Origin of the sequence: Pantoea sp. EKM21T (genome assembly GCF_011800405.1) — a bacterium.
GTDB classification, from domain to species: Bacteria; Pseudomonadota; Gammaproteobacteria; order Enterobacterales; family Enterobacteriaceae; genus Pantoea; species Pantoea agglomerans.
On the sequence record NZ_JAALFV010000001.1, the window covers coordinates 341,289 to 368,122 of the forward strand.

Below are 26,834 nucleotides of genomic sequence, written 5' to 3' on the forward strand. Positions count from 1 at the left end.
GCCGGGGCGACATCGTCACTGTTCAGGTCGCACTGATAACGTGGCGGGCGACGAAATGGCCCGGAGCCACCTCCATCAGCGGCGCCACTTCAGGTTCATCCCCTAACGCATGAATCGGGCTGGGGATCTCATCGACCAGTAAGGCTCGTTCGCGACGCCGGTGAGCCGGATCGGCTACCGGCACCGCCGCCATGAGTTTTCGGGTATAAGGGTGCTGAGGCTGCTCAAACACCGCCTGACGCGGCCCCATCTCGACAATCTGACCGAGATACATCACCGCCACGCGGTGGCTGATACGCTCCACCACCGCCATATCATGAGAAATAAACAGGAAGGCGATGCCAAACTCGCGCTGCAGGTCGAGCATCAGATTAATTATCTGCGCCTGAATTGACACATCCAGCGCCGAGACGGACTCATCGGCGATCACCACTTTGGGGTTCAGCGCCAGCGCGCGGGCTATACAGATGCGCTGACGCTGGCCGCCGGAAAACTCATGGGGATAACGCTGAGCATGTTCCGGCAGCAGACCCACTTTATCCAGCAGCCAGGCGACGCGCTGCTCCGCCTCACGACGCGGCATCGCCTTGTGGACCAGCAGCGGCTCCATAATGGAGAAGCCAACCGTCAGCCGGGGATCGAGCGAGGCGTAGGGATCCTGGAAGATAAACTGAATGTCGCGTCGCAGATGGGCCAGCGCGGCACCCGACAAATGGTCTATCCGCTGTCCGTCAAAGGTCAGGGTGCCACCCTGACTGGCAACCAGCTTCAGCAGCGATCGCCCGGTGGTCGATTTACCACAGCCAGACTCCCCCACCAGCGCCAGTGTCTCACCGGCATAGAGATCAAAACTGACTTTTTCGACGGCATGCACCCGGCTTTTGACGCGGTTCAGCAGGCCGCCGCGAATATCAAAGCGGGTGACCAGATCGCGCACCTGCAAAATGGGTGGCTGCAGGCGGCGAACCGTATCCTGCGGCACATCATCAACGGCATCGCTGTGCAGCAACGGAAATTTAGCTGGCAGGGGCTGGCCCTGCATCGAACCGAGCTTTGGCACCGCCGCCAGCAGCGCCTGGGTATAGGGCTGCTGCGGGGCGCTGAACAGCCTGGCTACCGGGGCATTTTCTAATACTTCGCCGCGGTACATCACCTGAACCCGATCGGCCATTTCGGCGACCACGCCCATATCGTGAGTGATAAAAATCACCCCCATCTGCATCTCTTTTTGCAGCACGCGGATAAGCTGCAAAATCTGCGCCTGGATGGTGACGTCGAGCGCGGTGGTCGGCTCATCGGCAATCAGCAGGGCCGGTTTGCAGCAGAGCGCCATGGCGATCATCACGCGCTGACGCATCCCGCCCGACAGCTGATGCGGAAAGCGGGATAATACATTTTGCGCATCCGGGATTCGTACCAGATCCAGCATCCGGCGCGCTTCGGCCAGCGCGCCGGCGTGGCTCAGGCCCTGATGAAGACGGATGGATTCCGCGATCTGCTCGCCCACGGAGAAGACCGGATTCAGTGAGGTCATCGGCTCCTGAAAGATCATCGCCATATCCGCACCGCGCACCCGCCGCATCTGACCTTTTGAGGCGCGCATCAGATCCAGCACGTCGCCGTTGCGACGCCGCAACAGCACCTCGCCGCTGACCCTCCCGCCAGCCTGCTCAATCAGCCGCATCAGCGCCAGCGAGGTCACTGATTTCCCCGAGCCTGACTCCCCCACCAGCGCCAGCGTTTCGCCGCGAAACAGATCGAGTGACAAATGACGCACCGCGTCAGTGACGGTGGTTTCGTGCTGAAAACGCACATTGAGATCGCGCACCGCCAGGACCTGCTCAGGGGCCAGCGGCGGTAACGTTTGCCTGTCGCTCATCTCTGCTCCTTAACTTTCGCGATAGATAGCGACGTCTGCCACTTCGCCAACCCGCGCCACACCGCGATACATCCCTTCGCTGTTGAACGGCAGCGCTACGTTGCCTGCGCGGTCGACGGCAATCAGCCCCCCGCTGCCGCCCAGCTCCAGCACACTGTCATGAATAACATTAACCGTGGCCTGCTGCAGTGAGCGCCCGGCGTAGCGCATCTGCGCTGCCACATCGTAGGCCGCCAGCGTCCGTATAAAGACTTCCCCGGTGCCGGTACAGGAGACCGCCACGCTGTCGTTACTGGCGTAGCAGCCTGCGCCCGGCAGCGGCGAGTCGCCGACCCGCCCGGCCTGTTTGTTGGTCATGCCGCCCGTCGAGGTGGCAGCAGCCAGGTTGCCCGCCAGATCCAGCGCAACCGCGCCTACCGTGCCAAACTTGCGGTCCGGGTCGAGCGGATCGTCGCTGTGCGCGGCACCATCATGGTCCAGCACCGCCGTATCGCTGTTCAGCGCGCGCTGCAACTGCTCCCAGCGTTCCGGGGTCGAAAAGTAATCGGGCGCGACCGGTTCCAGCCCGTTCGCCACGGCAAACTGCTCTGCGCCTTCGCCGATAAACAGCACATGCTCGCTCTTTTCCAGCACGGCACGTGCCGCCAGCACCGGATTACGAACCCGCGTTACGCCCGCGACCGCGCCCACCTCCAGCGTACGGCCATCCATAATGCAGGCATCGAGTTCATGGGTGCCCTGATGGGTGAACACGGCACCTTTTCCGGCGTTGAACAGCGGACACTCTTCCAGCAGTCGCACCGCCTCAGTCACCGCATCAAGTGCGCTGCCGCCCTGCGCCAGTATCTGCTGACCCTGAGAAACAATATCGTGTAGCGCCTGACGATAAAGTTGTTCCTTTTCAGCACTCATTGCTGCGCGCGAAATCGCACCTGCGCCGCCATGAATAGCGATCACTGCATTGACCATAACGCTCTACCCTGTGGTTGCATCAGGACGAAAAACACTGATTTAAAATGGTTTTCACCCTTTTTGGGTGATTTTTGACTATAGAAAGCCTGCTAAGTGTTGTAAAGCGGAAACTGTTCCTGTGGTTATAACCTTTTCTTACCGCCATATTTCACTTTGGCTACTCCCGGGCCGACACCGATGTGACTCAGCGGCCAATTCCCACCATAATAGGCAGCATCTGAAACAACCAGGCTGAACTGTTCATGGAAAGTTTTACTGCAGGTTTGATCTCCCTTGAGGAGGCGCAACAAAAAATGCTGTCACAGCTGACGCCCATCACCGACTCACTTAGTGTGCCGCTGACCGACGCGGTCGGACGCATCACGGCAACTGCAGTCACCTCACCCATTGCCGTGCCGCCCTTCGATAACTCTGCGATGGATGGCTACGCCGTCAGGCTGGCCGATGTCAGCAGCGGCCAGCCGCTTCCCGTGGCGGGTAAAGCCTTTGCGGGCGCACCGTTCAGGGGTGAGTGGCCGCAGGGCAGCGTGATTCGCATCATGACCGGTGCGCCGGTGCCCGCAGGCTGTGAAGCGGTGGTGATGCAGGAGCAGACTGAAACCCAGGGCGATGCGATTGTGATTACCGCGCCGGTGCGTCAGGGGCAAAATATCCGTCTGACCGGCGACGACATTCAGCCGGGCCATGTGGTGCTGGAGGCGGGAACGCGTCTGGGTGCCGCCGAGCTGCCGCTGCTCGCCTCGCTGGGCATCGCACAGATCAGTGTGCTGCGCAAACTGCGGGTTGCTATCTTCTCCACCGGCGATGAGCTTCAGCCGGTCGGTGAGCCGCTGGCAGACGGCCAGATATATGACACCAACCGGTTTGCGGTCTCGCTGATGCTGCATAAGCTGGGTTGCGAAGTCATTGACCTTGGCATCATTAAAGACGATCCCACCGCCCTTCGCGCCGCGTTTGAAGAAGCGGATCGGCAGGCGGATGTGGTGATCAGCACCGGCGGCGTTTCGGTGGGCGAAGCGGACTTCACCAAAAGTATGCTGGAAGAGCTCGGTGCTATCAGCTTCTGGAAGCTGGCGATCAAACCCGGCAAACCGTTTGCCTTTGGTCGCCTCAACAGCAGCTGGTTCTGTGGTCTGCCAGGCAATCCGGTCTCCGCCGCTGTCACCTTCTATCAGCTGGTGCAGCCGCTGCTTGCCACCCTCACCGGCCAGCAAAAATCCGCCTTGCCACCCCGCCAGAAAGTACGCTGTGCCTCACGACTGAAAAAGTCACCCGGCCGCCTCGACTTCCAGCGCGGCATTCTGCGCCAGAATGCACAGGGTGAACTGGAGGTGGAGACCACAGGGATGCAGGGCTCACACGTCTTCAGCTCTTTCGCCCAGGCGAACTGCTTTATTGTGCTGGAACGGGATCGCGGCAACGTTGAGCCGGGCGAGTGGGTTGAGGTAGAACCGTTCAACGCGCTGCTGGAGGCATAAATGCTGCCTGAATTAAGCGATGAGGAGATGCTGCGCTACAACCGACAGATTGTCCTGCGCGGCTTTGATTTCGACGGTCAGGAGCGGCTGAAAGCGAGTCATGCGCTGGTCGTCGGGCTGGGCGGGCTTGGCTGTGCGGCTGCGCCTTACCTGGCGTCTGCCGGTGTCGGCAACCTGACGCTGCTCGACTTCGATACCGTGTCGCACTCTAACCTGCAACGGCAGATCCTGCATCATGACGCGGATATTGGCCGTGCCAAAGTGGACTCCGCCGCACAAAGCCTGGCCGCCATCAATCCGCACTGTCAGCTGCATCCGGTTAATGGACAGCTGGACGATGCAGCGCTGCTGGCGCTGATCGCCCGGCAGCAGGTGGTGCTGGACTGCACCGACAACGTTGCAGTGCGTGAGCAGCTTAACCGGCTCTGTCGTCAGCAGCGGGTGCCACTGGTCTCCGGCGCCGCGATTCGGATGGAAGGTCAGATCAGCGTATTCAACTGGCAGCCCGGCACACCCTGCTATCGTTGCATCAGCCGCCTGTTTGGGGAACAAACCCTGAGTTGCGTGGAAGCGGGCGTCATGGCTCCGCTGGTTGGCGTGATTGGTGCGATGCAGGCGATGGAAGCGATTAAAGTGCTGACGGCATTTGGCACGCCCGCCACCAGCCGGTTGCTGATGTACGATGCGATGAGCGCGGAGTTCCGCAGCATGAAGGTAGCGCAGGATGCGCACTGTGAAGTGTGTGGTGGTAACGCGTAGCGTCGGCAGGAACGCCTGTGCTTCATGAAGCCCGCACCGTGGTGAAGTTTTTACCTGCTCAGGGAACAAGGTCAGATCGGAAAGTCGCTTAAACCATCCATGGGCGCTCGGCCCGCGCCATCCATGGCGCGGGACGCTTTCCTCCTCTGACCATGTTCCCTGCGCCTTGAGCATATGCGTTGCTGCCAGATAATCCCTGAGCCTGGCATCCTGCCCAACCCACACCATCTAACAAGCTAAAAGCATATAACTCATTCATTACCACCAAAAAAAACGGGGTGGCCTGCGCCACCCCGTTTCAATCAGACGATACCCTGACTCCGCAGGTAATCTTCGTAATTACCGGTGAAGTCCACCACGCGGTCTGCTTTCAGCTCTATCACGCGGGTTGCCAGCGAGCTGACAAATTCACGGTCGTGTGAAACAAACACCAGCGTGCCTTCATACATCTCCAGCGCCATATTGAGCGATTCAATCGACTCCATATCGAGGTGGTTGGTCGGCTCATCCATAATCAGAATGTTCGGTTTTTCCATCATCAGCTTACCGAACAGCATACGACCCTTCTCTCCACCGGAAAGCACTTTGGCCGGCTTCTTAATATCATCCTGCGAAAACAGCAGGCGACCCAGAATACCGCGAATGGTCTGCTCATCATCGCCAGGCTGTTTCCACTGACTCATCCAGTCAAATACCGTCAGGTCATTGGCAAAATCATCGGCGTGATCCTGAGCGTAATAACCAATACGTGCATTCTCTGACCATTTAACGCTGCCGTTATCTGGCGTCAGCTGACCCACCAGCGATTTTAACAGTGTTGATTTACCGATACCGTTGGCACCGATCACCGCCAGCTTCTCACCCACTTCCAGCAGCAGATTTAAATTCTTAAACAGCGGACCGTTATCAAATCCTTTGGTCAAACCTTCCACTTCCAGCGCATTACGGAACAACTTCTTGTCCTGCTCAAAGCGGATAAACGGGTTCTGGCGGCTGGAGGCTTTCACTTCATCCAGTTTAATTTTATCCATCTGCTTAGCGCGTGATGTCGCCTGACGCGATTTAGAGGCGTTGGCGCTAAAACGACTGACGAACGATTGTAAGTCAGCAATCTGCGCTTTTTTCTTGGCGTTATCGGATAACAGACGTTCACGCGCCTGGGTCGCCGCGGTCATATATTCGTCATAATTACCGGAATAAACCCGCAGCTCGCCATAATCCAAATCAGCCATGTGCGTACAGACCATATTAAGGAAGTGACGGTCATGCGAAATGATAATCATGGTGCTGTCACGCTCGTTCAGCACCTGCTCCAGCCAGCGAATAGTATCGATGTCCAGGTTGTTCGTCGGTTCATCGAGTAACAGAATATCAGGATTAGAAAACAGCGCCTGCGCCAGCAGCACACGTAATTTAAAGCCCGGCGCAATTTCGCTCATCGGGCCATAATGCTGCTCAACCGGAATGCCGACGCCGAGTAATAACTCACCGGCACGAGACTCCGCGCTATAGCCGTCCATCTCACCGTAAAGTGCCTCAAGATCGCCGACTTTATACCCCTCTTCTTCGCTCATTTCTGGCAAAGAATAAATACGGTCGCGCTCCTGCTTCACTTCCCATAACTCATGGTGACCCATGATAACGGTGTCCAGTACGCTAAATTGTTCAAAGGCGAACTGATCCTGACGCAACTTACCGATGCGCTCGTTGGGATCGTAAGAAACATTGCCGCCTGAAGGCACCAGATCGCCACCCAAAATCTTCATGAAGGTGGATTTTCCGCTGCCGTTCGCACCGATTAAACCGTAACGATTACCGCCGCCAAATTTAACGGAGATATTTTCGAACAGTGGCTTGCTGCCAAACTGCATGGTGATATTGCTGCTAACTAACACGGCATTGACCTTTGTGAAGAGAATGGATGAAAAAACGGCGGCTATTATGCCAGATGTGACGCAGCGCACGCCAGCGTCAGCCGTGGATTCCTTGCGGGGTGATTGATATCCCGGCAGAAATAAAAAAGCCGGAAGGCCATAATGGCCCCCCGGCTCCCACTTACAAGGATTGTGTCGATCAATCGATCAGGAAACTGTCCAGGCTTTTACCGGAATCCAGCGCTTTTTTAATCGCTGCCGGGGTACGGCCCTGGCCAGTCCAGGATTTCTGCTCACCATTTTCGTCGGTGTAAGAATATTTAGCCGGACGCGGCGCACGCTTGGTACGTTTTTTCCCGCTTTCCAGTGCACCTAATAATTCATTAGGATCGATACCGTCAGCCAGCAGCATTTCGCGATATTTAGAAAGCTTTTCTTCTTTTTCGCGATTCTGCGTCTCTTCCGCTTCTGCTTCTTCACGGCGCTCAGTAACAACAACCGTTAATTTTTCCAGGATCTCTTCAAGATCGGTCAGTGGCAGTTCACGAGCCTGGGCACGTAATGTGCGAATATTGTTCAGTACCTTAAATGCGTCACTCATCACAATGTCCTTGATTAAGGGGGGTTAATAAAACTGTAGCGCCAAGACTACCTAATTCAAATAAAAAAATAAATTATTTTTACGCTACAGATAATTCCTAAGTATTAATTCGGGCAAAACAGAGCTATTAAAATCGGGCGTGCCTGACCTTTTATTAACGCTGAATTAACAACAAATGGCACTTTTACTCAGGAGTTGAAAACGATTTCAGGCAGATTATCCCGGCAGAAGGCAGTTAACGCTATCAACTAAATGCGGGCCATGCAGCCTCATTATTTACGTTTACGGGCCGGAGATAACAGATTAAAAATGTGCCTGCCCGTGACCCCAGTCACACCAGCTTACAGATTATGCTTAAAAAGCCACCCCCGGCACCGTTAAATAGCGCAAAAGAATTAACGCTCTGGTGGCTTTTTTAATTATGCCCTTTGCCACCTGTTAACCATTTTTGCCGCTGCGATTTATAGCAGAGTCGGATTATTCGCAGATCGCTTAGCTGCGCAATAACAGTTCCGCCCGGCTCAGGCTGACTGAATAGCCTCACGCGCCCCCACTCGTTCAGTCGTAAGTTGCCTTAAAAAAACGTCAAAGAAATAAACTGAGAAAGGTGACAGAGCTCAAAAACCTGAATGCGGAAAGTGCCAGCAACATGAAAATAATCGCTCGCCGAAGGCGCTGATAATAACCCTGCGATTATCACTGTTTTATTTTCTGCTGGCTGCACCCGTTCCAGTGATGCTGAGAAGCTCTCTTTATCAACGGGTTAGATCATGATGAACAACATGGAGAGAAAGGCAGCATCGGTTTAACGCTGCCGGAGGAGAGATAAAGCGGTAACTGCGCAGAGGCAGCTACCGCCGGATAACTAATTCGCCTGCGTGGCCGGGCCAAATATCGGATATTGCGGCATATCCACGTTCTGGTAAGTCTCCCAGCCGCCGCCCAGCGCTTTATAGAGCGCCACTAAATCGAGTGCACTCTGCATCCGCGCCTGTGTCGCCTGCTCCTCTGCCTGAGCCAGCTGACGCTGCGCATCCAGCACCTCCAGGAAGGTCGATAGCCCCTGGCGATAGCTATCGCTGGCGAGATCAAAGGCACGCTGAAGAGCCCCGGTCGTCTCATCCAGTGCGGTAACCCGCTGCTGATCGGCGCGATAGCTGACCAGCGCATTCTCCACATCCTGTAACGCCGTCAGCACCGTCTGACGATAATCCAGCGCGGCACTGGCCTGCTGCGCCCGCGCTAACTTCACGCTCGACACCAGCTGTCCACCCTGGAAAATCGGAATCGATAGCGACGGGCCATAACTGTAGAAATGGCTGCTCCAGTTATCCAGATAGCTGGCGTCGGTGTTGCGCACGCCCAGCTGTCCGGTGAGAGACAGGCTTGGGAAAAGCTGTGCGACTGAAACGCCAATCTCTGCGGTTTGTGCATGCAGCGTCGCTTCAGCCTGGCGAATATCAGGACGACGGCGTGCCAGCGTGGAGGGAATACCCACCGGAACAAACTGTGGCAGCGGCGGCAACGCTTTAGGTGTACTGAGTTCAGCATCCAGCGCGCCCGGTGTCTTACCGAGCAGCACCGCTAATCCATTCATCGCCTGCCGCGCCTGCGACTGATACTGTGGCAGTTGCGCCTGCAGCGTGCTGAGCTGGGCATGGGCATTTTCCACATCGGTCAGCGGGGCCAGACCATTACGCTGCTGGCTTTGCGTCAGCTCGGTTGTCTGCTGCGCCACATCAATCTGCTGTTGCAGCGTCTGGATGGTGCTCTGCGCGCCACGCAGTTGCAGCCAGGCACGCGCCACTTCGGCTTCCAGTGAGACCAGCGCATCATTGCGCTGCTCTATCGCGGCCTGCTGCTGGGCATTGGCGGCCTCAACCTGACGGCGCACTTTGCCCCACAGGTCAAGCTCCCAGCTGGCATCAAAGCTGCCCTGATAGAGATTAACCGGCTGGGTCAGGCTATTAAGCTGGCTGGCCACGTTGCTGTCGAGCTGATCGGTTGCGCCATTGGATTCCAGCAAGCCTTTAAGTCCGAGTTGCTGACGCGTCACTTTGGCCGAACCGCTCAGGCTGGGGAACAGACTGCCCTGCGCCTGTGTCAGCTGTTCACGCGCACCGGCAATACGCAGCACCGTCTGCTGCAGGCTCAGGTTGCCCGCTATCGCCCGCTCAATCAGACTGTCGAGCTGCGGATCGTTGAAGCTGCGCCACCAGCGTGAATTAATCGCGGCATTTTGCGGCTTTGACGCCTCCTGCGAATCCAGGGTGTTATAGCTACCCGGCACGGCAGGTTTCGGTGCCTGATAATCTGGCCCGACGGCGCAGCCCGCCAGCCCGAGGGCCAGCAGTAAACTCAGGGGTTTCAGGCGATGAGAGTAAAAAACCTTCATGTTAGTGTGCTCCTGCACTGCCTTCGCTCTTAATCGGCGACAGCAGCCAACAAAATGGAATCAAAATCAGGGCGACAATACTCAGGCCTGAGAAGACATCGATGTAAGCGAGAATACGCGACTGCGCAATCATCTCTTGATAGAGCTGTCCGGTTGCCAGCGTGATGGGATCGCCTACCGCCGAGGTAAAGTCGCGAATCGCCTGTGCCCAGTGCTCAAGCGTAATGTTGAACGGCTCGTTCAGCGGCGTCATGTTATGCACCATATGCGCCGACCGCGCCTGAGCGCGCTCGGTGATAGCCGCGGTCGAGAGCGAGATCCCAATCGAACCGGCCACGTTACGGAACATGGTAAATAGCGCCGAGGCGTCAGCGTTAAGTCGCTGCGGAATGGTCACAAAGGCGATAGTGGTCAGCGGGACAAACAGGAAACCCAGCCCGATTGACTGCGCGCTACGCATCAATACCAGCGTTTTGAAATCGACGTTCGGCGTTAAAGTCGAGGAGTAGAAAAACGCCACGGCCAGACAGCTGAAGCCAAAGGCGATGATGTATCGCGTCTGCACAATCGGCATCAGTTTCAGCACCAGCGGAATCGTCAGCACGATCAGTACCGCACCGGGCGACAACACCAGCCCTGACCAGGTTGCGGTGTAACCCAGATCCTGCTGCGCCAGCTGTGGCAGCACAACGGAACTGCCATACAGAATCATCGCCATGCCCGCCATCAGCAGCCCGGCCACCCAGAAGTTGCGGTCTTTCATCACCAGGATATCGACCACCGGCTTGCGGGCATACATCAGCCAGTAAATGGCCCCGACGATGCCAACCAGCGCCAGAATGGCGAACAGCACGATGAAGTGTGAGGCGAACCAGTCCTCATCCTCTCCGCGATCCAGCATAACCTGCAGACAACCCAATCCTAAGGTAATCAGGCTGATGCCGATGTAATCGATCTTCAGCTTCCCTTTGGCCCATTTGCGCTCCCACGGCGGATCTTCCAGCAGCTGATAGATCGCCAGTACGGTCAGCACGCCCACCGGAATGTTGATAAAGAACACCCAGCGCCAGCTGTAGTTGTCGGTGATCCAGCCGCCTAATGTCGGGCCAATCACCGGCGCGACAATAATGGCAATCGAGGAGAGACCAAAAGCCTTGCCGCGATCTTCCGCCTTGAAGTAGTCCAGCAGCACGGACTGCTGAACCGGCTGTAATCCGCCACCAAAAAAGCCCTGCAGCACGCGGAACAGAATGATCTGCCACAGTTCAGTGGCAATGCCGCACAGGAAAGAGCAGATGGTGAACATGACGATGCAGATCAGGAAAAACTGTTTACGGCCAAACAGCCGGCTGAAGAACGCAGAGATAGGCAGCACAATGCCGTTCGCCACCAGATAGGAGGTCAGCACCCAGGTTGACTCATCGTAACTGGATGAGAGCGAACCGGCGATGTGCGGTAGCGCCACGTTGACAATGGTGGTGTCGAGGATCTCCATAAACACCGCCAGCGTCACCGTGATCGCCACTAACCACGGATTACTGGCGGGTTTCCAGCTCTGCGCCGTACTCATTCCACCGTTACCTTAGGTTCAACAGAGAGGCCAAGCGGCAGCGGATGGTTTGGATCAAGACCCTTGTCGATGACAATTTTCACCGGCACGCGCTGAACGATTTTCACATAGTTACCGGTAGCGTTTTCAGACGGGAAGGTCGAGAAGCGCGACCCGGAGCCCATCTGAATACTGTCGACGTGCCCTTCCAGCTTCATGTCCGGCCAGGCATCAACACTGATTTCCACTTTGTCGCCCGGATTCATGCGTTGCAGCTGAGACTCTTTGAAGTTCGCGGTGACCCAGATATCAGGCGAGACCAGCGAAAACAGCGACGATCCCGCCTGCACCAGTGTGCCCAGCTGAACGTTACGCTTGGTGACAAACCCGTCATAGGGCGCGCGAACCTGGGTATAGGAGAGATTAAGATCGGCCGTGCTTAACTGCGCCTTAGCCTGCTCAACCTGTTGCTGACGCGCTTCAACATTGGTCTCCTGCTGGCGAATCTGCAGAGCAACCTGTGACGCCACTTCAACCTGTGCTTTCGCGCTTTGTAACTGCGCCTGCGCCGAACGTAACTGCGCGGACGCGCTGTCGATATTACGCTGACTGGTCGCACGCGGATCGACGCCGCGCTGGCGACGATAATCCGCCTGCGCATTAAGCAGATTCGCTTCGGCTTTCGCCTGATCCGCCAGCGCCTGATCGCGCTGTGCCGGATACTGTACCTTTGACAGCGCCAGTTGAGCCTGCGCCTGATGCAGCTGTGCGACAGCTAAACCGAGCTGCGCATTAGCCTGTTCACGCTGGGCACGATTGTCGCTGGGATCGATCTCCACCAGCAGATCGCCCTTCTTCACCCGCTGGTTATCTTTCACCAGCAACTTCACGACATAGCCGGAGGCTTTAGGTGCAATGGTAACGGCATCGCCTTCGGTAAAGGCGTCGTCGGTGGTTTCAATATTGCGGGTAGTGAACCAGAACCAGAAGCCGACAATCAGCATAATCACCACCACTACCGCCAGAATAATCAGCGGCTTTTTACCGGGGCGTTTACGCTCAGGCTGCTGGTCGTTGTCCTGATTTTCCTCTGACTGACGGTTTTTATCCGTCGCATTCTCTGCGTCCTGCTGGTGTGGATCGCGTTGGTTATTCTCGCTCATAGTTCCCATCACTGGCTAAGGCCCTAATTCCCGGGCATAAAGGTCCTGTTAACCTTATATCGGAAACTGACAAAATCCAGCGCAACTTTACGAAACTTGAGAAATGGCGCACATCCTGCCACCTGTGGCGGGTAGCAGGATGCGTCGGGCCTAATTGAGCAGCCGCAACAGCAGCCAGCCGCTGGCCATCGACCAGGCAAGCAGAGGGAGAGAAAAGAGATGGAAATGCCACCAGACGGCCCGATCTTTCGCCATGCGCAGGGCAATCAGGTTGGCGAGCGAACCCGGCAGCAGGCCGAATCCGCCAATATTGACCGCCCAGGCCAGCACATCGCCAGGCGGGACTTTTTGCAGCAGCAGAATCGTCGCGGGAACGTTGCTGATCACCTGTGACAGACCAATCGCCAGCAGGTAGAGCTGCCCCTGACCGAAATGAGAAACCGCATCAAAGTGAGCCTGCATCACCGGCAGACGCGTCATCAGGAAGACGTCAATAAACATGGCGATAAACACCGCCAGCAGGCTCCAGTCGATGCGCAGCAGCACCGGACGCGCCATCACCAGGAACGTGGCAAGAATCAGCAGCAGGACCCAACCGGTGATTTCCAGCTCCAGGCCGGCGATAAACAGCAGGTATAGCACCACGCTGACAATAAACAGCGGCTTCTGCCACTGCGGCTGTTCAGGGTTGTCATGCTTATCAATCGACCGCTTTGAAAAGCTGAACCAGGTTAATACCATCAGGCTAAGCAGCAGCCAGGCGGCCAGCGGCAGCATCTGCACAATAAACGCGACAACGCTTAGTTTGCCGTGGCTCCACAGCAGAATGTTTTGCGGATTGCCGACCGGCGTCAGCAGGGATCCGGCGTTGACCGCCAGCGCTTCGAAGATGATTAGTCGCGAGATGGGTAAGTGAGAGAACTTTCGCAGCGTCAGCGTCAGCGGCACCAGAATAAACAGCGCCACATCATTGGTCAGGAACGTAGAGAGCAACGCGGCAGCAAGCACCATAAACAGCGCCAGCGCACGTTCGTGCCGGAAACGCGCAATCAGTCGTCCCCCCAGCACGTCAAAGTAGCCACTGGTTTCCAGCCCTTTGGTCAGGATCAACAACCCGGTGAGCGTAATAATGGTATGCCAGTCTACGGCACCGGGCAGATCGGCCCAGCGAAAATCCGCCAGAAATGCCAGAACTACACCAATCACGATTAATAAATGCAAAACAGAGTCATGCAAAAAAGATCGAAGCAGTTGAGGCATGATGAAGGTACGCCTTAGCGTTAGCGGGTTTCGGAGAATTTCTTAAATACGGCCAGCGTTTCATCACTGACGTGATGCTCAATCCCTTCTGAATCACGTCGGGCAGTTTCGGGACTGATGCCTAACGCCAGCAGAAAACTTTCAACAATGTGATGACGGGCGCGGCTCTCCTCTGCCAGTTTCTCCCCTTCACCGGTCAGGAAGACACCGCGGTAAGGCACCTGCTCAACCAGCCCGGCACTGCCAAGCCGCTTCAGCATTTTCGCTACGGTAGGTTGTGAAACGCCCAGGCGGGCCGCCATATCAACCTGACGCGCTTCGCCAAATTCACCAATCAAATCAGAGATTAACTCAACGTAGTCATCAATTAATTCCCGACGATGCGCTTCACGCACCTGCCGAAAACCTTCGACATGCTCTTCAATATCTTTCAGTGGTCCTTTTGGCGCAGAAACCACGCTTTTAGCACGACGACTCATTCAGCTTCCTCATTATTTTTTCCCGTACTGTCACTGCTGTACGGATTTAGCTGCGCTCATTGTAAACCAGCCGCAAAGAAGCTCAAATTTTTCGTCATTAGCCTTGGCTAAAGGATATAGCCAGTGCTATATTTGACGATAATGTAAGCAGCAAAAGAGCGATCCCTGATGATCCTCTGTTGCTCCGGTGATGATGACGCCTCTCACCGCAGGCTGCTGACTACCGCGTCGACAATGATTGGGAGGTGATTCTATGAGCACCCTGAAATGTTGCTTAGATTGCAGTAAATGCTTCCAGGCTGAGAAGAAAACAACCACGGAGATGAAATCCTGGCTGTGCCTGCTGACGCGTTCACCGTTCACACTGCGTCTGATGTTGCTGGAAAAACTGCTGGGCCATAAGTCTGACGATCGTCGCTGTCAGAATCTGATCTGGCGCGGCTAATCCTGATTCTATGCCTTTCAGCCGCTGGCTGAGAGGCGCACTCTCCCTTTCTGCTCTCTTTTTTTCCTGTTTCCCCATCGAATCAATATGACCTGCGGCTTCAACCAGCATGGCTGCTGATCGGCTACAGCGATCCGGAAAAGTCGGGAAACGTGCAGATACGAGAGAAGGGTGAGTAAATCAGCACAATAAAAAACGGCCCACAAGGGGCCGCTTTTTTGCAGGTCAGCTAAGCTAAACTTAGAAGCTGTAACCTACGCCAGCAATCCAGGTGCCAACGTCAACGTTACGGATACGGCTCTGCTCGTAACCAACGTCAACTGCGAAGTCCTGAACTGGGTTAAACTGCAGACCTGCGCCGTAAGAGAAACCTACGTCGCTTGAATCAGTTTTATCGCGTGATGAAGTATCGTTCTGCTGGAATTTACCGTAGCCGATACCCACAACACCGTAGATGCTTGCCCAGTCGTTCAGACGGAAAGCAGGACCACCGGTCACACCGTAGTACTGGCCTTTGTTATAAATGCCAGAATCGGTGTTATCTTTTTCTGTGTAGGTGAATGAACCGATCCAACCCAGTGGGTTAGAACCGTCTTCGTAGCGGTATTTCAGGTTGAAGCCGTTAGCTTTGTTAGCTACGCCCTGATAGTCGCTCTGAGCATAGCCACCAGTTACGGTGCTCTGTGCCATTGCTGAACCTGCAGATACTGCCAGTACACAGGCTAATGCTGAAAGACATGCAATTTTTTTCATAACCACCTCAAATGTGAAAATACTTCTCTCCTGACAACGCTGAAAATATAACAAAAAATAGCGAGAAACTCTGCCCGGATTTTGTTGTCTAACAGAATGTTTGGTGTAACAGGAAGTTAATGCAACAACCTATGTCATTCATTTTTCTTATAAAATCCGTCATCTTTCTGCAATAATCATTTTGTGCTCATTTCGTTCTTTAAGTTAAATCCTAAAAAAACCTGACATTTCTTTACCTAAATGGCCCTGATTCTGGCCAAAAATCGCTCAGTTGAGAGAAATTTAAAACTCCATTCCGTGATTTTTTGCCTGCTATTTCCTTTACACTGGCTGACTCATTACGTTGATGACCAGGATAAGTACACAGGATGTCTGCCTCTCCCGCTTCTAAAAACCTTGCCCCGATAGTGATGCCGATTGCCGTGCTGCTGATTGCGATGCTGTCGCTTCAGGGCGGTGCTTCGCTGGCGAAAAGCCTGTTTCCTGCCGTCGGTGCCACCGGCATCACCGCGCTGCGTCTGGGATTTGGCACCCTGATACTCTGTATTATCTTCAAACCCTGGCGTTTACGCTTTAGCCGGGAGCAACGTCTGCCACTCCTGATGTATGGACTGGCGCTGGGCACAATGAATTTCACGTTCTATCTGGCGATTCGTACCGTGCCGCTGGGTGTGGCGGTGGGACTGGAATTTACCGGCCCACTGGCGCTGGCGCTATTCGGATCGCGCCGGCCACTGGATTTTGTCTGGGTGCTGCTGGCCGTGATTGGTCTGTGGTTCCTGCTGCCTTTTGGCACAGGCATGACTGCGATTGATCCGCTGGGCGCTGCGCTGGCAGTGAGTGCAGGCGCCTGCTGGGCGATCTATATCCTGGCGGGACAGCGGGCAGGCGCAGAACATGGCCCGGCGACAGTGGCTATCGGGTCGCTGATTGCCTCAGTGATTTTTGTACCGCTGGGGCTGACGTTCGCAGAAAGTGGCATCTGGACATGGGCCGTTATGCCGATCGCGTTGCTGGTTGCCCTGCTCTCCAGCGCCATCCCCTATTCGCTGGAGATGATCGCCCTCACCCGCTTACCGGCGCGCATCTTCGGCACGCTGATGAGTCTGGAACCCGCCATGGCTGCCTTTTCAGGCATGCTGTTTCTGGGGGAAACCCTGACCGGGCTTCAGTGGCTGGCGCTGCTGGCGATCATCATCGCCTCGGCAGGTTCAACGCTGACCATGCGGCCGAAAAAGAGTCAGTTAAACAGCGTTGAATTATCAGACGATATCCAAAAATAAACGCTATCCGCCCCGCCTGCTGGCGGGGCTAAATAATAATCATGCTCATCATGAGAATTATTCCTAATCTTCGCTCCTTCCTGAGTTGCCTATTTTGAAACAGACACTTACCAGTTATTTACATAATAGAATAACAACATGATTTAAATAGCTATTTATTTTATTTTATATTTTAACATGGCATTAACCTTCTTAGCCCAGCTCTGCTCTGACTAAAGACGCACGCTATTTCATCCATCGACAAAGTCGTTTCTGCAAAGCTGAAAAGCGCTGCTATACTTATCCGGTACTTGATTAGGACAACCATCAAAGAGAGGACTGAAACGATGAGTACCGCTAAATTGGTTAAAACTAAATCTTCTGACCTGATTTATACCCGCAATGATGTGGCCGAAGACGATAAAAAAGCCACCATCGCGGTGTTAAACCGTCTGGTAGTCGAGTTTATTGACCTGTCATTGATCACTAAGCAGGCGCACTGGAACATGCGCGGTGCTAATTTTATCGGTGTGCATGAGATGCTGGACGGCTTCCGCACCGCGATTACCGATCATCAGGATACTATTGCCGAGCGTGTGGTTCAGCTGGGTGGCGTGGCGCTGGGCACCACGCAGGTCGTTAACGATACGACTCCGCTGAAGAGCTATCCGCTGAATATTCACAGCGTTCAGGATCATCTGAAAGCGCTGGCAGACCGTTACAGCGTTGTCGCGAATGACACCCGTAAAGCGATCACTGAAGTAAAAGACGAAGATACCGCTGATATCTTTACTGCGGCATCACGTGACCTTGATAAATTCCTGTGGTTTATCGAAGCGAACATCGAATAAGACTCAATGCAGTCTGTCAGGCGGGGAAACCCGCCTTTTTTACGTCTGTGTTACCGCATTTTTATGACCCTGTTAACAGTTCTTCCCTCCTCCGCTTCACAGCCTTAACATCTGAGGCACACTACCGCTTGCACCAAAACAGCCACCTGCACCAAAACTGAGCACCAAAATAGTGCAATGGCAGAATTAACTGCAAAATCGTGTCAGCTATGTTATTTAACTCTCTGATTTCGCGGATTTTGCAAAGTTGGCATAATTCTTTCATATGACAAGCCGCAAACGCAGGCCCTGCCGCCTGGTAGTAAAAAAAGGAAAAATGATGAAGTCACTGTTAAAAGTTTCTGTGGCCGCGCTGGCGCTGGCCTTCTCTCTCTCTTCCACTGCAGCAGACAAGAAGCTGGTCGTCGCCACGGATACCGCCTTTGTTCCGTTTGAATTTAAACAGGGTGATAAATATGTCGGCTTCGATGTGGATCTGTGGGATGCCATTGCGAAAGAGCTGAAGCTCGATTACACCCTGAAGCCAATGGACTTCAGCGGCATTATCCCTGCACTGCAAACGCGCAATGTCGATCTGGCACTGGCGGGTATCACCATTACCGAAGAACGTAAAAAAGCGATTGAGTTCTCTGACGGCTATTACAAAAGCGGTCTGCAGGTGATGGTGCGTAACAATGAAAACGACATCAAAGGCATCAGCGATCTGAACGGTAAAGTGGTCGCAGTGAAAAGCGGCACCGGCTCCGTGGAATACGCGAAAGCCAACATCAAATCCAAAGATCTGCGTCAGTTCCCGAATATCGATAGCGCCTATATGGAGCTGGGCACCAACCGTGCGGACGCCGTGCTGCATGACACGCCAAACATCCTTTACTTCATCCATACCGCCGGTAAAGGCCGCTTTAAAGCGGTAGGCGATTCAATTGAAGCGCAGCAGTATGGTATCGCCTTCCCGAAAGGCAGCGACGATTTACGTGAAAAAGTAAACGGCGCACTGAAAACCCTGAAAGAGAACGGCACCTACAACACGCTCTATAAAAAATGGTTTGGCACCGAACCTAAATAATAATTTGCCCGTTATCTGATTTCAGCAGGGGAACTTTTTCCCTGCTTTTTTCCATCGCAACATATCTGGAGTGACACCATGGAGTTTGACTGGAGCGTCATCTGGCCCGCCATGCCAGCGCTGCTTGAAGGCGCTAAACTGACCTTAATTATCTCAATTATTGGACTGATTGGCGGCCTCTTCATCGGCCTGGTAGCGGGCTTTGCCCGCGCTTACGGTGGCTGGATCACCAATAACATCGCACTGGTGTTTATCGAAATCATTCGCGGCACCCCTATCGTGGTGCAGGTGATGTTTATCTATTTTGCTTTGCCGATGGCGTTCCCCGACCTGCGCATTGATCCCTTCAGCGCGGCGGTGGTGACCATCATGATTAACTCCGGCGCTTACATTGCCGAGATTACCCGTGGTGCCGTGCTGTCGATCAACAAGGGCTTCCGCGAAGCCGGACTGGCGCTTGGCCTGTCGAGCCGCGAGACGCTGCGCTACGTGATTATGCCGCTGGCGCTGCGCCGCATGCTGCCACCGCTGGGCAACCAGTGGATTGTCAGCATCAAAGATACTTCGCTGTTTATCGTTATTGGTGTGGCTGAACTGACCCGTCAGGGTCAGGAGATTATTGCCGGTAACTTCCGCGCGCTGGAAATCTGGAGCGCCGTCGCGATTATCTATCTGGTTATTACGCTGGTGTTGAGCTTTGTGCTGCGCCGCATTGAGAAAAGGGTGAAAATCCTGTGATTGAATTTAAAGATGTCTCCAAGCATTTTGGCCAGACCCAGGTGCTGCACAATATTGACCTGAAGATTAACCAGGGCGAAGTGGTGGTGATTATCGGCCCATCCGGTTCCGGTAAATCAACCCTGCTGCGCTGTATTAACAAGCTGGAAGAGATCACCAGTGGCGAACTGATTGTCGATGGCCTGCGCGTCAATGATCCGAAAGTCGATGACCGCCTGATTCGTCAGGAAGCGGGCATGGTGTTTCAGCAGTTTCATCTGTTCCCACAGATGAGTGCGCTGGATAACGTCGCCTTTGGTCCTATCCGTGTGCGCGGTGCCAGCAAAGAGGCGGCACGCCAGCTGGCGCGTGAGTTGCTGGGCAAAGTGGGCCTCGCCGAGCGCGCGCACCACTTTCCGTCTGAGCTTTCCGGCGGTCAGCAGCAGCGCGTGGCGATTGCCCGTGCACTGGCAGTTAAGCCGAAAATGATGCTGTTTGATGAGCCAACCTCAGCGCTCGACCCGGAACTGCGTCACGAAGTGCTGAAGGTGATGCAGGATCTGGCGGAAGAAGGCATGACGATGGTGATTGTGACGCACGAAGTGGGCTTCGCACAGAAGGTGGCTTCACGGCTGATCTTTATCGATAAAGGGCGGATTGCGGAAGATGGCGATCCCGACAGCCTGATCAGCAACCCACCGAGCGAGCGTCTGCGCGAATTCCTGCAGCACGTCTCCTGATCAAAACGGGCCGCATCGCGGCCCGTTCTATTTTACTCTTCGCCCACAGATACACCTGTTACCATGTAAAGCGACACCTCAGTTCCCCAGGCGACTCAGTAGTTTAGTGCGCTGGGCGGCAGGCATAAAACTCCACGCCAGGAAGCGACTCTGCTTCTGACCCTGCGCCATATTAACCACCCGCATCTCCGCCACGTCGAGCGCCTGCAGCTGTTTTTCCAGCGCCGGTAAGTTCTCTTTGCGCGACACCAGCGAGGTAAACCAGCCGATCTGACGACTAAACGCCACGCTCTCGGCGATCATCTTGCCGATAAAGCCCTTTTCGCCACCGGGATACCATAATTCATTGTGCTGGCCGCCAAAGTTGAGCGGCGCACTCTTATCCAGTCCGAGATTGCGGACCTTACGCTGCGATCCCGATACCGCCTCTTCCGCCGAGGCGTGGAATGGCGGGTTACACATCACTGCACTGAAAAATTCAGTTTTACTGACCACACCTGCCAGCACTGCATCGCTGTTTTTCTGACGACGCAGACGGATCTGGCGCGTCAGGCGCGGATTGGCCGCAACAATGCGGTTAGCGGCTTTGATGGCGGCTTCATCGACTTCGGTGCCGGTAAAGCGCCAGCCATATTCTGCCGCGCCAATCAGCGGATAGATGCAGTTTGCACCGCAGCCGACATCCAGAACGTCCGCCGTCGGGATCACGCCGTTGTTATCCAGCGCCAGCAGATCGGCAAGGTAGTGCAGATAATCGGCGCGTCCCGGCACGGGCGGGCAGAGTGAGCCGGGAGCCAGCTGCCAGTCGATGTCGTAAAATAGTTTGATCAGCGCCTGGTTCAGCAGCATCACCGCCTCCGGGTCCGCGAAATCCACGGACTGCACGCCATACCCATTGGGCCGGACTTTGGCTTTCAGCGGCGGATGGGCAGCGGTTAACGCGGCAAAATCGTATTCGCCCTGATGGCGATTGCGGGCGTGGAAGGGCGACGTGCTGGCTGACTTTTTCATACGTTCTCTCAATTATTCAGGCGCGCGTACAATACGCTGTAGGCGGCGGAAAATAAACCCGCACCATCCGCTTACCTCTTTCCGATTCCGTCGGGCGATGCTGTCGGGCTAAGATAAATAAAATTCCCTGCTGGAGAAGTTATGACCCGGAAACGCTATTCCTATCAACCCCGTGCTGGTCACGGTCTGCCGCACGATCCGCTGAACGCCATTATCGGGCCGCGCCCGATCGGCTGGATTAGCTCAGTGAGCAGCAGCGGCCAGCACAATCTGGCACCTTACAGCTTCTTTAACTGTTTCAACTATCATCCGCCGATTATCGGTTTCGCCAGCAGTGGCTGGAAAGACAGCGTGAGAAATATTGCTGAGACCAAAGAGTTTGTCTGGAACCTGGCGACGCGTCCGCTGGCGGAAGCGATGAACGAAAGTTCCGCCTCGCTGCCTGCCGATCAGGATGAGTTCGCCTTTGCCGGTTTAACGCCGCTGGCGGCTTCACAGGTCAGCGCCAGTCTGGTGGCAGAGAGCCCGGTCAACTTCGAGTGCCGCCTGACGCAACTGATTCAGCTGCAGGATGCCAGCGGCAATCTGATCGACAGCTGGCTGGTGCTGGGTGAAGCGGTGGCGATTCACATCGATGAATCGCTGCTGGAAGAGGGCATTTATCAGACCGCTAAAGCCGAGCCGATTCTGCGCGCGGGCGGCCCCAGCGCCTATTACGGCATCAGCGAAGCGCAACGTTTTGATTTAGTCCGTCCGGACGCGCGCCGCAGGTAATCCTCACCCCACAAGCGCATCGGCCCGGTGCGCTTTAATCTGAGCTACCGCGCGGGCGATGTCGGGTGCCAGCCAGCGATCCTGCTGCCAGCGCTCAACAACCTGCCGCAAATGCTGCCAGGCGCGCCGCGTGCCTGCTGCCAGCTGTGACTCACCGTGAAACTCCAGCGCCTGCGCCGCCAGCAGATACTCAATCGCGATAATGTGATCAACATTGCTGACCAGTTTCAGCAGCTTCAGCGCCGAGCCGGTGCCGAGGCTCAGATGATCCTCCTGTAATCCTGAAGTGACATAGTTATCAAGCACCGCAGGCTGCGCCAGCTGACGGTTCTCCGCGCAGAGTGATGCCGCCACGTACTGCGCAATCATCATGCCGGAATTGACGCCCGGCTCGGCCACCAGAAACGGCGGCAGGCCGCTGACCAGCGGATTCACCAGCCGATCAAGCCGCCGCTCGGCGATGCTGCCCAGCTCCGCCATCGCAATCGCCAGCAGGTCGCAGGCCATTGCCACCGACTCGCCATGCGGATTGGACTGTGACACCACGCGCCAGGCCTGCGGCGTCCCAAGCACCAGCGGATTGTCGGTACAGGCGTTGAGTTCGGTCTCCACCTGACGGACAGCATGACTAAACTGATCGCGGCAGGCGCCGTGCACCTGCGGCATCGAGCGCAGACTGAGTGCATCCTGAGTCCGGATGCCAACGCTGGCTTTCAGCAGCGGGCTGTCACTCAGCAACTGGCGCAGTCGTTCGCCGCTGCGCTGAATCCCCGGGCTGGCCTTCAGCGCCAGTACCTCAGGGTCAAACGCCACCATCTGACCGCGCAGCGCCTCAAAGCTCATCGCACCGGTAACGTCTGCCCAGTCCAGCAGCCGTTCGGCATCGTCCAGCGCCAGACAGGCTAAGCCGGTCATGCAGGGCGTGCCGTTGACCAGGCTCAGCCCCTCTTTGGCACCAGGCCGGTAAGGGGCTAATCCCGCCTGGGCCAGCGCCTGCTGCGCGGGCATGATTTCACCCTGCCACTCCACCTCGCCGATGCCAATCAGCGCCAGGCCGATATGCGCCATGTGGGTCAGATACCCCACCGATCCCTGCGACGGTACCTGTGGCGTAATCTGCAGGTTTAGCAGCGCCAGTAGCTGTTGCACCAGCGCCACTGAAACACCCGATTTGCCGTGACTGTAGTTCGCAATCGCAGCGCACAGAATGGCGCGGACCTCGGGTTTTGCCAGCACCGGTCCGACGCCACAGGCATGACTCAGCAGGGTATTGCGCGATAGCTGGCTCAGTTCATCTTCAGACAGGGTGATGTTGCACAACGCCCCCAGCCCGGTATTGATGCCGTAAGCCACCTGCCCCGCCGCCACGATATTACCGACGATTTCACGGCTCTGCGCAATGCGCTGCCAGGCACTGTCGCTCAGCGTCAGGTTGGCGCCGTGCCGGGCGACCTGCACCAGCGCCTGCCATTTCAGCGGGCCATCGCCCCAGACCAGCGTCTGACGTATTACGTCGCTCATACCACCGGCTCCACCTGATGATGACTGGAGATAAACTGCTTAAAGCGCGCCGATCCCGCCTCGCCGAACATCGCCTCTGGCGTGCCCTGACAATCAATAGTGCCCTGATGCATAAACACCACCCGGTTAGAGACGTTGCGGGCAAAACCCATCTCATGGGTCACCACCAGCATGGTGCGGCCCTCTTCCGCCAGGCTGCGCATGACCTTCAGCACCTCGCCTACCAGTTCCGGATCGAGTGCCGAAGTTGGCTCATCAAACAGCATCACCTCCGGGTCCATTGCCAGCGCCCGGGCGATCGCCACCCGCTGCTGCTGACCGCCTGAAAGCTGGGCGGGATAGAAATCTTTGCGATTCAGCAGACCGACCCGATCCAGCAGCTGTTCCGCCTGGGCAATACAGGCTTTTTTATCGCGCCTGAGGACGTAGTGCGGCCCTTCAATGACATTCTGCAGCACCGTCAGGTGCGACCAGAGGTTAAAGCTCTGAAACACCATGCCGAGCCGGGAGCGCAGCCGCTCAATCTGACGCGGATTAGCCGCCAGCTGGTGTCCCCGGGCATGGCGCTTCATCTCAATGGTTTCACCGCCCACGCTGACCACGCCCGCATCAGGCGTCTCAAGCAGATTAATGCAGCGCAGCAGCGTACTTTTGCCCGAGCCGCTGGCACCGAGTATTGAGATAACATCGCCCTGGTGCGCCTGCAGCGAGATGCCTTTCAGCACCTCCATGGCGCCAAAGGATTTATGGATATCGCTGGCCGACAGCGTGACGGGTGGCAGTTCAGACATGTTTATTTTCCTCCAGGAATCGGCTTAGCGGCCGGTAACGGCTTTTTTTCCGGTTTATGAACCGGCGTCAGACGCCGCTCCAGCAGGGCATAGAGTTGCACAATGATTAAGTTGAGGATCAGGTAGATTGCCGCCGCACAGAGAAACACCTCCATGGTGCGGTAAGTACGCTGGATAATCTGCTGCGCCACCCCGGTGACATCCCAGACCGTGACCAGACTGGCCAGCGCGGTCGACTTCACCAGCAGAATCGCCTCGGTGGAGTAAGCGGGCAGCGCATAACGCAGCATCACCGGCGCGATAATGCGCCGCAGCAGCAGCCCGCGCGACATGCCGCACGCCATCCCCGCCTCCACCTGACCGGGCGGCACAGCCAGCAGCGCGCCGCGCAGGATCTCCGCGGTGTAGGCGGCGGTGCAGAGCGACAGTGCCAGCACCGCACAGGTAAAGGGCTCACGCAGAAACGGCCAGAAGAGACTGTGCCGGATCACACCAAACTGCCCCAGACCGTAGTAGATCAGAAACAGCTGGATCATCAGCGGCGAGCCGCGAAACACCAGAATGTAGCCACGGGCAAAAGCACTCAGCAGACGCCAGCGGCTCATGCGTAGCGCCAGAATACCCACCGCCAGCACGCCGCCGCACAGGAAGGCGCTGATAAACAGGCCCAGCGTAACCGGCAACGCGGCGCTGAGTTTCAGGAAGGTGTCAGTGAGGAACGCGAAATCGATCATAAATCTCCTTAATGCTGTGCAGCGGTGCGGCTTTGCCAGGCGCGACCAAGACGGGATTCAGCCCGCAGAAAGGCGCGGTTCGACAGCAGCGTCAGCAGCAGATAACAGGCACCGCCCACCAGATAAAAGGAGAAGTAATCACGGGTGGAACCGGCCGCAATCTGGCTGGCCCGCATCAGCTCGACAATGCCGGTCACTGACACCAGCGCCGAGTCTTTCAGGCTCATCTGCCAGACGTTTGACAGTCCGGGCAGCGCATAGCGCGCCACCTGCGGCAGCAGGATGCGTTGCCGGATGCGCCAGCGCGGCATACCAATAGCGACAGCGGCTTCGATCTCCCCTTTCGCCAGGGCCAGCCGTGCGGCACGATAGACTTCCGCCTGGTAAGAGCCGGAGATAAGCCCGATGGCCAGCGCCCCGATCAGAAACGGCGGCGCTTCGATAAACCCGTCCGCGCCAAACAGTTGTCCGATCTGCGTGATCAATCCCGATCCGCCGAAGTAGAACAGGTAGATCACCAGCAGCTCAGGGATGCCACGAAAGATCACCGAGTAGCCTTCCCCTGCCCAGCGCACCGCGCGGTGCGGGGATAACTTCGCAGCGGCGACGCCCGATCCCACTACCGCACCGACCAGCAGCGCGGCAAATGAGAGCAGCAACGTCGTCAGCGTGGCACTCAGAATCAACCGTCCCCAGCCCTCCGGGCCAAAACTCAGCAGGCTTATCATCAGTTACCTCACTCAGGGTGTGACGTCAGTTTTGAACCACTTCTCGCTCAGCTTTTTCACTGTGCCATCGGCCAGCGCGGCTTTGATCGCCTGATCCAGCCGGGCTTTCAGATCGTTGTCTGCCATGCGCACGCCCATCGCCTCGCCCTCACCCCAGATTGGGCCGCCCAGCTGCGGACCGCTAAAGCTGAGGTTACGGTTATCCGGTCGCGCCAGCATCGACTGCGCAAAGGTCACATCGTCAAACACCGCGTCAATACGCCCCGCCTGCAAATCGAGGATCGCATCGGCTGAGCTGGTGTATTCCCGGACATCCGCCACCTCTTTGAAGTACTTGTCGATAAACGGCGTGTAGACGGTGCCGGAGGCGATACCGATGGTTTTGCCCTTCAGCGCCGCTTTCAGGGGTGCGATGGCAGGCTCCACGGTTTTCTCATCGTCGGTGAGTTTGATGATCTTACTGTCGGCAGGCAGCAACGACCCTTTCACCGTGATGAAGGTGGCGGGCGTAGAGGCATAGGGCACGGTGAAATTGATCACTTTCTTGCGCTCGGGGGTGATCACAATTGCATCCATGATCACGTCATATTTTCCGGCATTCAGACCGGCGATCATTCCATCCCAGTTCTGCACCACCAGCTTGCACTGTATTGCCATACGCTGGCAGAGATCGGCCATCAGCTCCGGTTCAAAACCGCCCAGCTTGCCGCCTGGCAGGGTGAGGTTCCAGGGTTCATAACTGCCTTCGGTTGCAATGGTAATAGACTTCCACTCTTTGGCCTGGGCGCTGACGCCACAGAGCAGCAGGCTGGAAACCAGCGTAGTGAGACATAAACGACGAAGAGTCAGAGGGTGCGTCATACGGTTCTCCTGAAAGTAGCGGCCTGGTGATCGCCCTGACGAGATTTAACATAAATTTCACAGGATGATATGTCATGTATATACAAGTTAACGCAGCGCAGTTCATTGCCGGCTTTATCGTTTTGTGAGCCAGACAGAATTTATTACGCAGATGGCGGTGCTGCTGCACTT

General features: G+C 56.0%; 25 protein-coding genes. 9 read left to right on the plus strand and 16 right to left on the minus strand.

Annotation, left to right across the window (positions count from 1 at the left end; genetic code table 11):
* Positions 1 to 22 precede the first annotated feature (22 nt).
* The gene (locus HFD87_RS01665) at positions 23 to 1,879 is read right to left on the minus strand and encodes a dipeptide ABC transporter ATP-binding protein (protein ID WP_167422857.1); all 1,857 of its coding nucleotides are present in this window, start codon (positions 1,877 to 1,879) and stop codon (positions 23 to 25) included.
* Between the two features lie 9 nt (positions 1,880 to 1,888).
* Complete coding sequence (locus HFD87_RS01670; protein WP_167422858.1) at positions 1,889 to 2,848, minus strand: isoaspartyl peptidase/L-asparaginase family protein; 960 nt, start codon at positions 2,846 to 2,848, stop codon at positions 1,889 to 1,891.
* 245 nt (positions 2,849 to 3,093) lie between these two features.
* On the opposite strand from HFD87_RS01670, the gene moeA reads away from it, so the two are divergent.
* Together moeA and moeB are read left to right on the plus strand one after the other, a co-directional pair.
* Positions 3,094 to 4,329 (plus strand): molybdopterin molybdotransferase MoeA, encoded by a 1,236-nt coding sequence (gene moeA, locus HFD87_RS01675; protein WP_167422859.1) that lies wholly within the window; start codon positions 3,094 to 3,096, stop codon positions 4,327 to 4,329.
* On the plus strand, positions 4,330 to 5,088 hold the full coding sequence (gene moeB, locus HFD87_RS01680) for a molybdopterin-synthase adenylyltransferase MoeB (RefSeq protein ID WP_167422860.1): 759 nt from the start codon (positions 4,330 to 4,332) through the stop codon (positions 5,086 to 5,088).
* Between the two features lie 302 nt (positions 5,089 to 5,390).
* On the opposite strand, the gene HFD87_RS01685 is transcribed toward moeB, so the two are convergent.
* From HFD87_RS01685 to mntR, 7 genes are all read right to left on the minus strand, one after another.
* Positions 5,391 to 6,983: an ABC-F family ATPase gene (locus HFD87_RS01685; RefSeq protein ID WP_010254366.1), complete on the minus strand. Its 1,593-nt coding sequence runs from the start codon at positions 6,981 to 6,983 to the stop codon at positions 5,391 to 5,393.
* Between the two features lie 178 nt (positions 6,984 to 7,161).
* Positions 7,162 to 7,563, minus strand: coding sequence for an H-NS family nucleoid-associated regulatory protein (locus HFD87_RS01690; protein ID WP_003850507.1), 402 nt, complete (start codon positions 7,561 to 7,563; stop codon positions 7,162 to 7,164).
* Positions 7,564 to 8,428: 865 nt separating this feature from the next.
* Positions 8,429 to 9,958 (minus strand): efflux transporter outer membrane subunit, encoded by a 1,530-nt coding sequence (locus HFD87_RS01695; protein WP_167422861.1) that lies wholly within the window; start codon positions 9,956 to 9,958, stop codon positions 8,429 to 8,431.
* A gap of 1 nt (position 9,959) precedes the next feature.
* Complete coding sequence (locus HFD87_RS01700; RefSeq protein ID WP_167422862.1) at positions 9,960 to 11,528, minus strand: DHA2 family efflux MFS transporter permease subunit; 1,569 nt, start codon at positions 11,526 to 11,528, stop codon at positions 9,960 to 9,962.
* A complete protein-coding gene (locus HFD87_RS01705) occupies positions 11,525 to 12,670 on the minus strand; it encodes an HlyD family secretion protein (protein WP_167422863.1) in 1,146 nt (381 codons plus the stop codon). The genes HFD87_RS01700 and HFD87_RS01705 overlap by 4 nt, the downstream gene beginning before the upstream one ends.
* 150 nt (positions 12,671 to 12,820) lie before the next feature.
* Positions 12,821 to 13,930, minus strand: a complete 1,110-nt coding sequence (locus tag HFD87_RS01710; RefSeq protein ID WP_022625975.1) for an SLC13 family permease — start codon at positions 13,928 to 13,930, stop codon at positions 12,821 to 12,823.
* Between the two features lie 20 nt (positions 13,931 to 13,950).
* Positions 13,951 to 14,409, minus strand: coding sequence for a manganese-binding transcriptional regulator MntR (mntR, locus tag HFD87_RS01715; RefSeq protein ID WP_010254350.1), 459 nt, complete (start codon positions 14,407 to 14,409; stop codon positions 13,951 to 13,953).
* Between the two features lie 253 nt (positions 14,410 to 14,662).
* On the opposite strand from mntR, the gene HFD87_RS01720 reads away from it, so the two are divergent.
* Complete coding sequence (locus tag HFD87_RS01720) at positions 14,663 to 14,854, plus strand: hypothetical protein (RefSeq protein WP_029518943.1); 192 nt, start codon at positions 14,663 to 14,665, stop codon at positions 14,852 to 14,854.
* Between the two features lie 240 nt (positions 14,855 to 15,094).
* Here the strand turns inward: HFD87_RS01720 and ompX are convergent, their stop codons facing one another.
* The gene (gene ompX, locus HFD87_RS01725) at positions 15,095 to 15,607 is read right to left on the minus strand and encodes an outer membrane protein OmpX (protein ID WP_010254344.1); all 513 of its coding nucleotides are present in this window, start codon (positions 15,605 to 15,607) and stop codon (positions 15,095 to 15,097) included.
* 368 nt (positions 15,608 to 15,975) lie between these two features.
* On the opposite strand from ompX, the gene rhtA reads away from it, so the two are divergent.
* The 5 genes from rhtA (at position 15,976) to glnQ (ending at position 20,243) form a co-directional block, all read left to right on the plus strand.
* Complete coding sequence (gene rhtA, locus HFD87_RS01730; protein ID WP_010254339.1) at positions 15,976 to 16,890, plus strand: threonine/homoserine exporter RhtA; 915 nt, start codon at positions 15,976 to 15,978, stop codon at positions 16,888 to 16,890.
* Positions 16,891 to 17,216: 326 nt separating this feature from the next.
* Complete coding sequence (gene dps, locus HFD87_RS01735) at positions 17,217 to 17,720, plus strand: DNA starvation/stationary phase protection protein Dps (RefSeq protein ID WP_010254336.1); 504 nt, start codon at positions 17,217 to 17,219, stop codon at positions 17,718 to 17,720.
* A gap of 319 nt (positions 17,721 to 18,039) precedes the next feature.
* A complete protein-coding gene (glnH, locus tag HFD87_RS01740; protein ID WP_010254333.1) occupies positions 18,040 to 18,786 on the plus strand; it encodes a glutamine ABC transporter substrate-binding protein GlnH in 747 nt (248 codons plus the stop codon).
* Positions 18,787 to 18,864: 78 nt separating this feature from the next.
* Positions 18,865 to 19,524 (plus strand): glutamine ABC transporter permease GlnP, encoded by a 660-nt coding sequence (gene glnP / locus HFD87_RS01745; protein WP_010254329.1) that lies wholly within the window; start codon positions 18,865 to 18,867, stop codon positions 19,522 to 19,524.
* Complete coding sequence (gene glnQ / locus HFD87_RS01750; protein WP_010254327.1) at positions 19,521 to 20,243, plus strand: glutamine ABC transporter ATP-binding protein GlnQ; 723 nt, start codon at positions 19,521 to 19,523, stop codon at positions 20,241 to 20,243. The genes glnP and glnQ overlap by 4 nt, the downstream gene beginning before the upstream one ends.
* A 78-nt stretch (positions 20,244 to 20,321) precedes the next feature.
* On the opposite strand, the gene rlmF is transcribed toward glnQ, so the two are convergent.
* Positions 20,322 to 21,254 carry a 23S rRNA (adenine(1618)-N(6))-methyltransferase RlmF gene (gene rlmF / locus HFD87_RS01755; RefSeq protein WP_010254323.1) on the minus strand — a complete coding sequence of 311 codons (933 nt, stop codon included), beginning with the start codon at positions 21,252 to 21,254 and terminating at the stop codon, positions 20,322 to 20,324.
* A 141-nt stretch (positions 21,255 to 21,395) separates the two neighbouring features.
* Here rlmF and HFD87_RS01760 point away from each other — a divergent pair, with 141 nt between their 5' ends.
* On the plus strand, positions 21,396 to 22,028 hold the full coding sequence (locus HFD87_RS01760) for a flavin reductase family protein (RefSeq protein WP_022625978.1): 633 nt from the start codon (positions 21,396 to 21,398) through the stop codon (positions 22,026 to 22,028).
* A gap of 3 nt (positions 22,029 to 22,031) precedes the next feature.
* Here HFD87_RS01760 and hutH read toward each other — a convergent pair whose 3' ends face one another.
* Genes hutH through HFD87_RS01785 form a run of 5 tightly spaced genes read right to left on the minus strand, consistent with a single transcriptional unit; the run spans position 22,032 to position 26,663 of the window.
* Positions 22,032 to 23,549, minus strand: coding sequence for a histidine ammonia-lyase (gene hutH, locus HFD87_RS01765; protein ID WP_167422864.1), 1,518 nt, complete (start codon positions 23,547 to 23,549; stop codon positions 22,032 to 22,034).
* Positions 23,546 to 24,340: an ABC transporter ATP-binding protein gene (locus HFD87_RS01770; protein WP_010669728.1), complete on the minus strand. Its 795-nt coding sequence runs from the start codon at positions 24,338 to 24,340 to the stop codon at positions 23,546 to 23,548. The genes hutH and HFD87_RS01770 overlap by 4 nt, the downstream gene beginning before the upstream one ends.
* Positions 24,341 to 24,342: 2 nt before the next feature.
* Positions 24,343 to 25,074 (minus strand): ABC transporter permease, encoded by a 732-nt coding sequence (locus HFD87_RS01775; RefSeq protein WP_167422865.1) that lies wholly within the window; start codon positions 25,072 to 25,074, stop codon positions 24,343 to 24,345.
* Positions 25,075 to 25,082: 8 nt separating this feature from the next.
* Positions 25,083 to 25,802, minus strand: coding sequence for an ABC transporter permease (locus HFD87_RS01780; RefSeq protein WP_010254310.1), 720 nt, complete (start codon positions 25,800 to 25,802; stop codon positions 25,083 to 25,085).
* A gap of 12 nt (positions 25,803 to 25,814) precedes the next feature.
* A complete protein-coding gene (locus HFD87_RS01785) occupies positions 25,815 to 26,663 on the minus strand; it encodes a transporter substrate-binding domain-containing protein (protein ID WP_010669726.1) in 849 nt (282 codons plus the stop codon).
* Between the last annotated feature and the right edge of the window lie 171 nt (positions 26,664 to 26,834).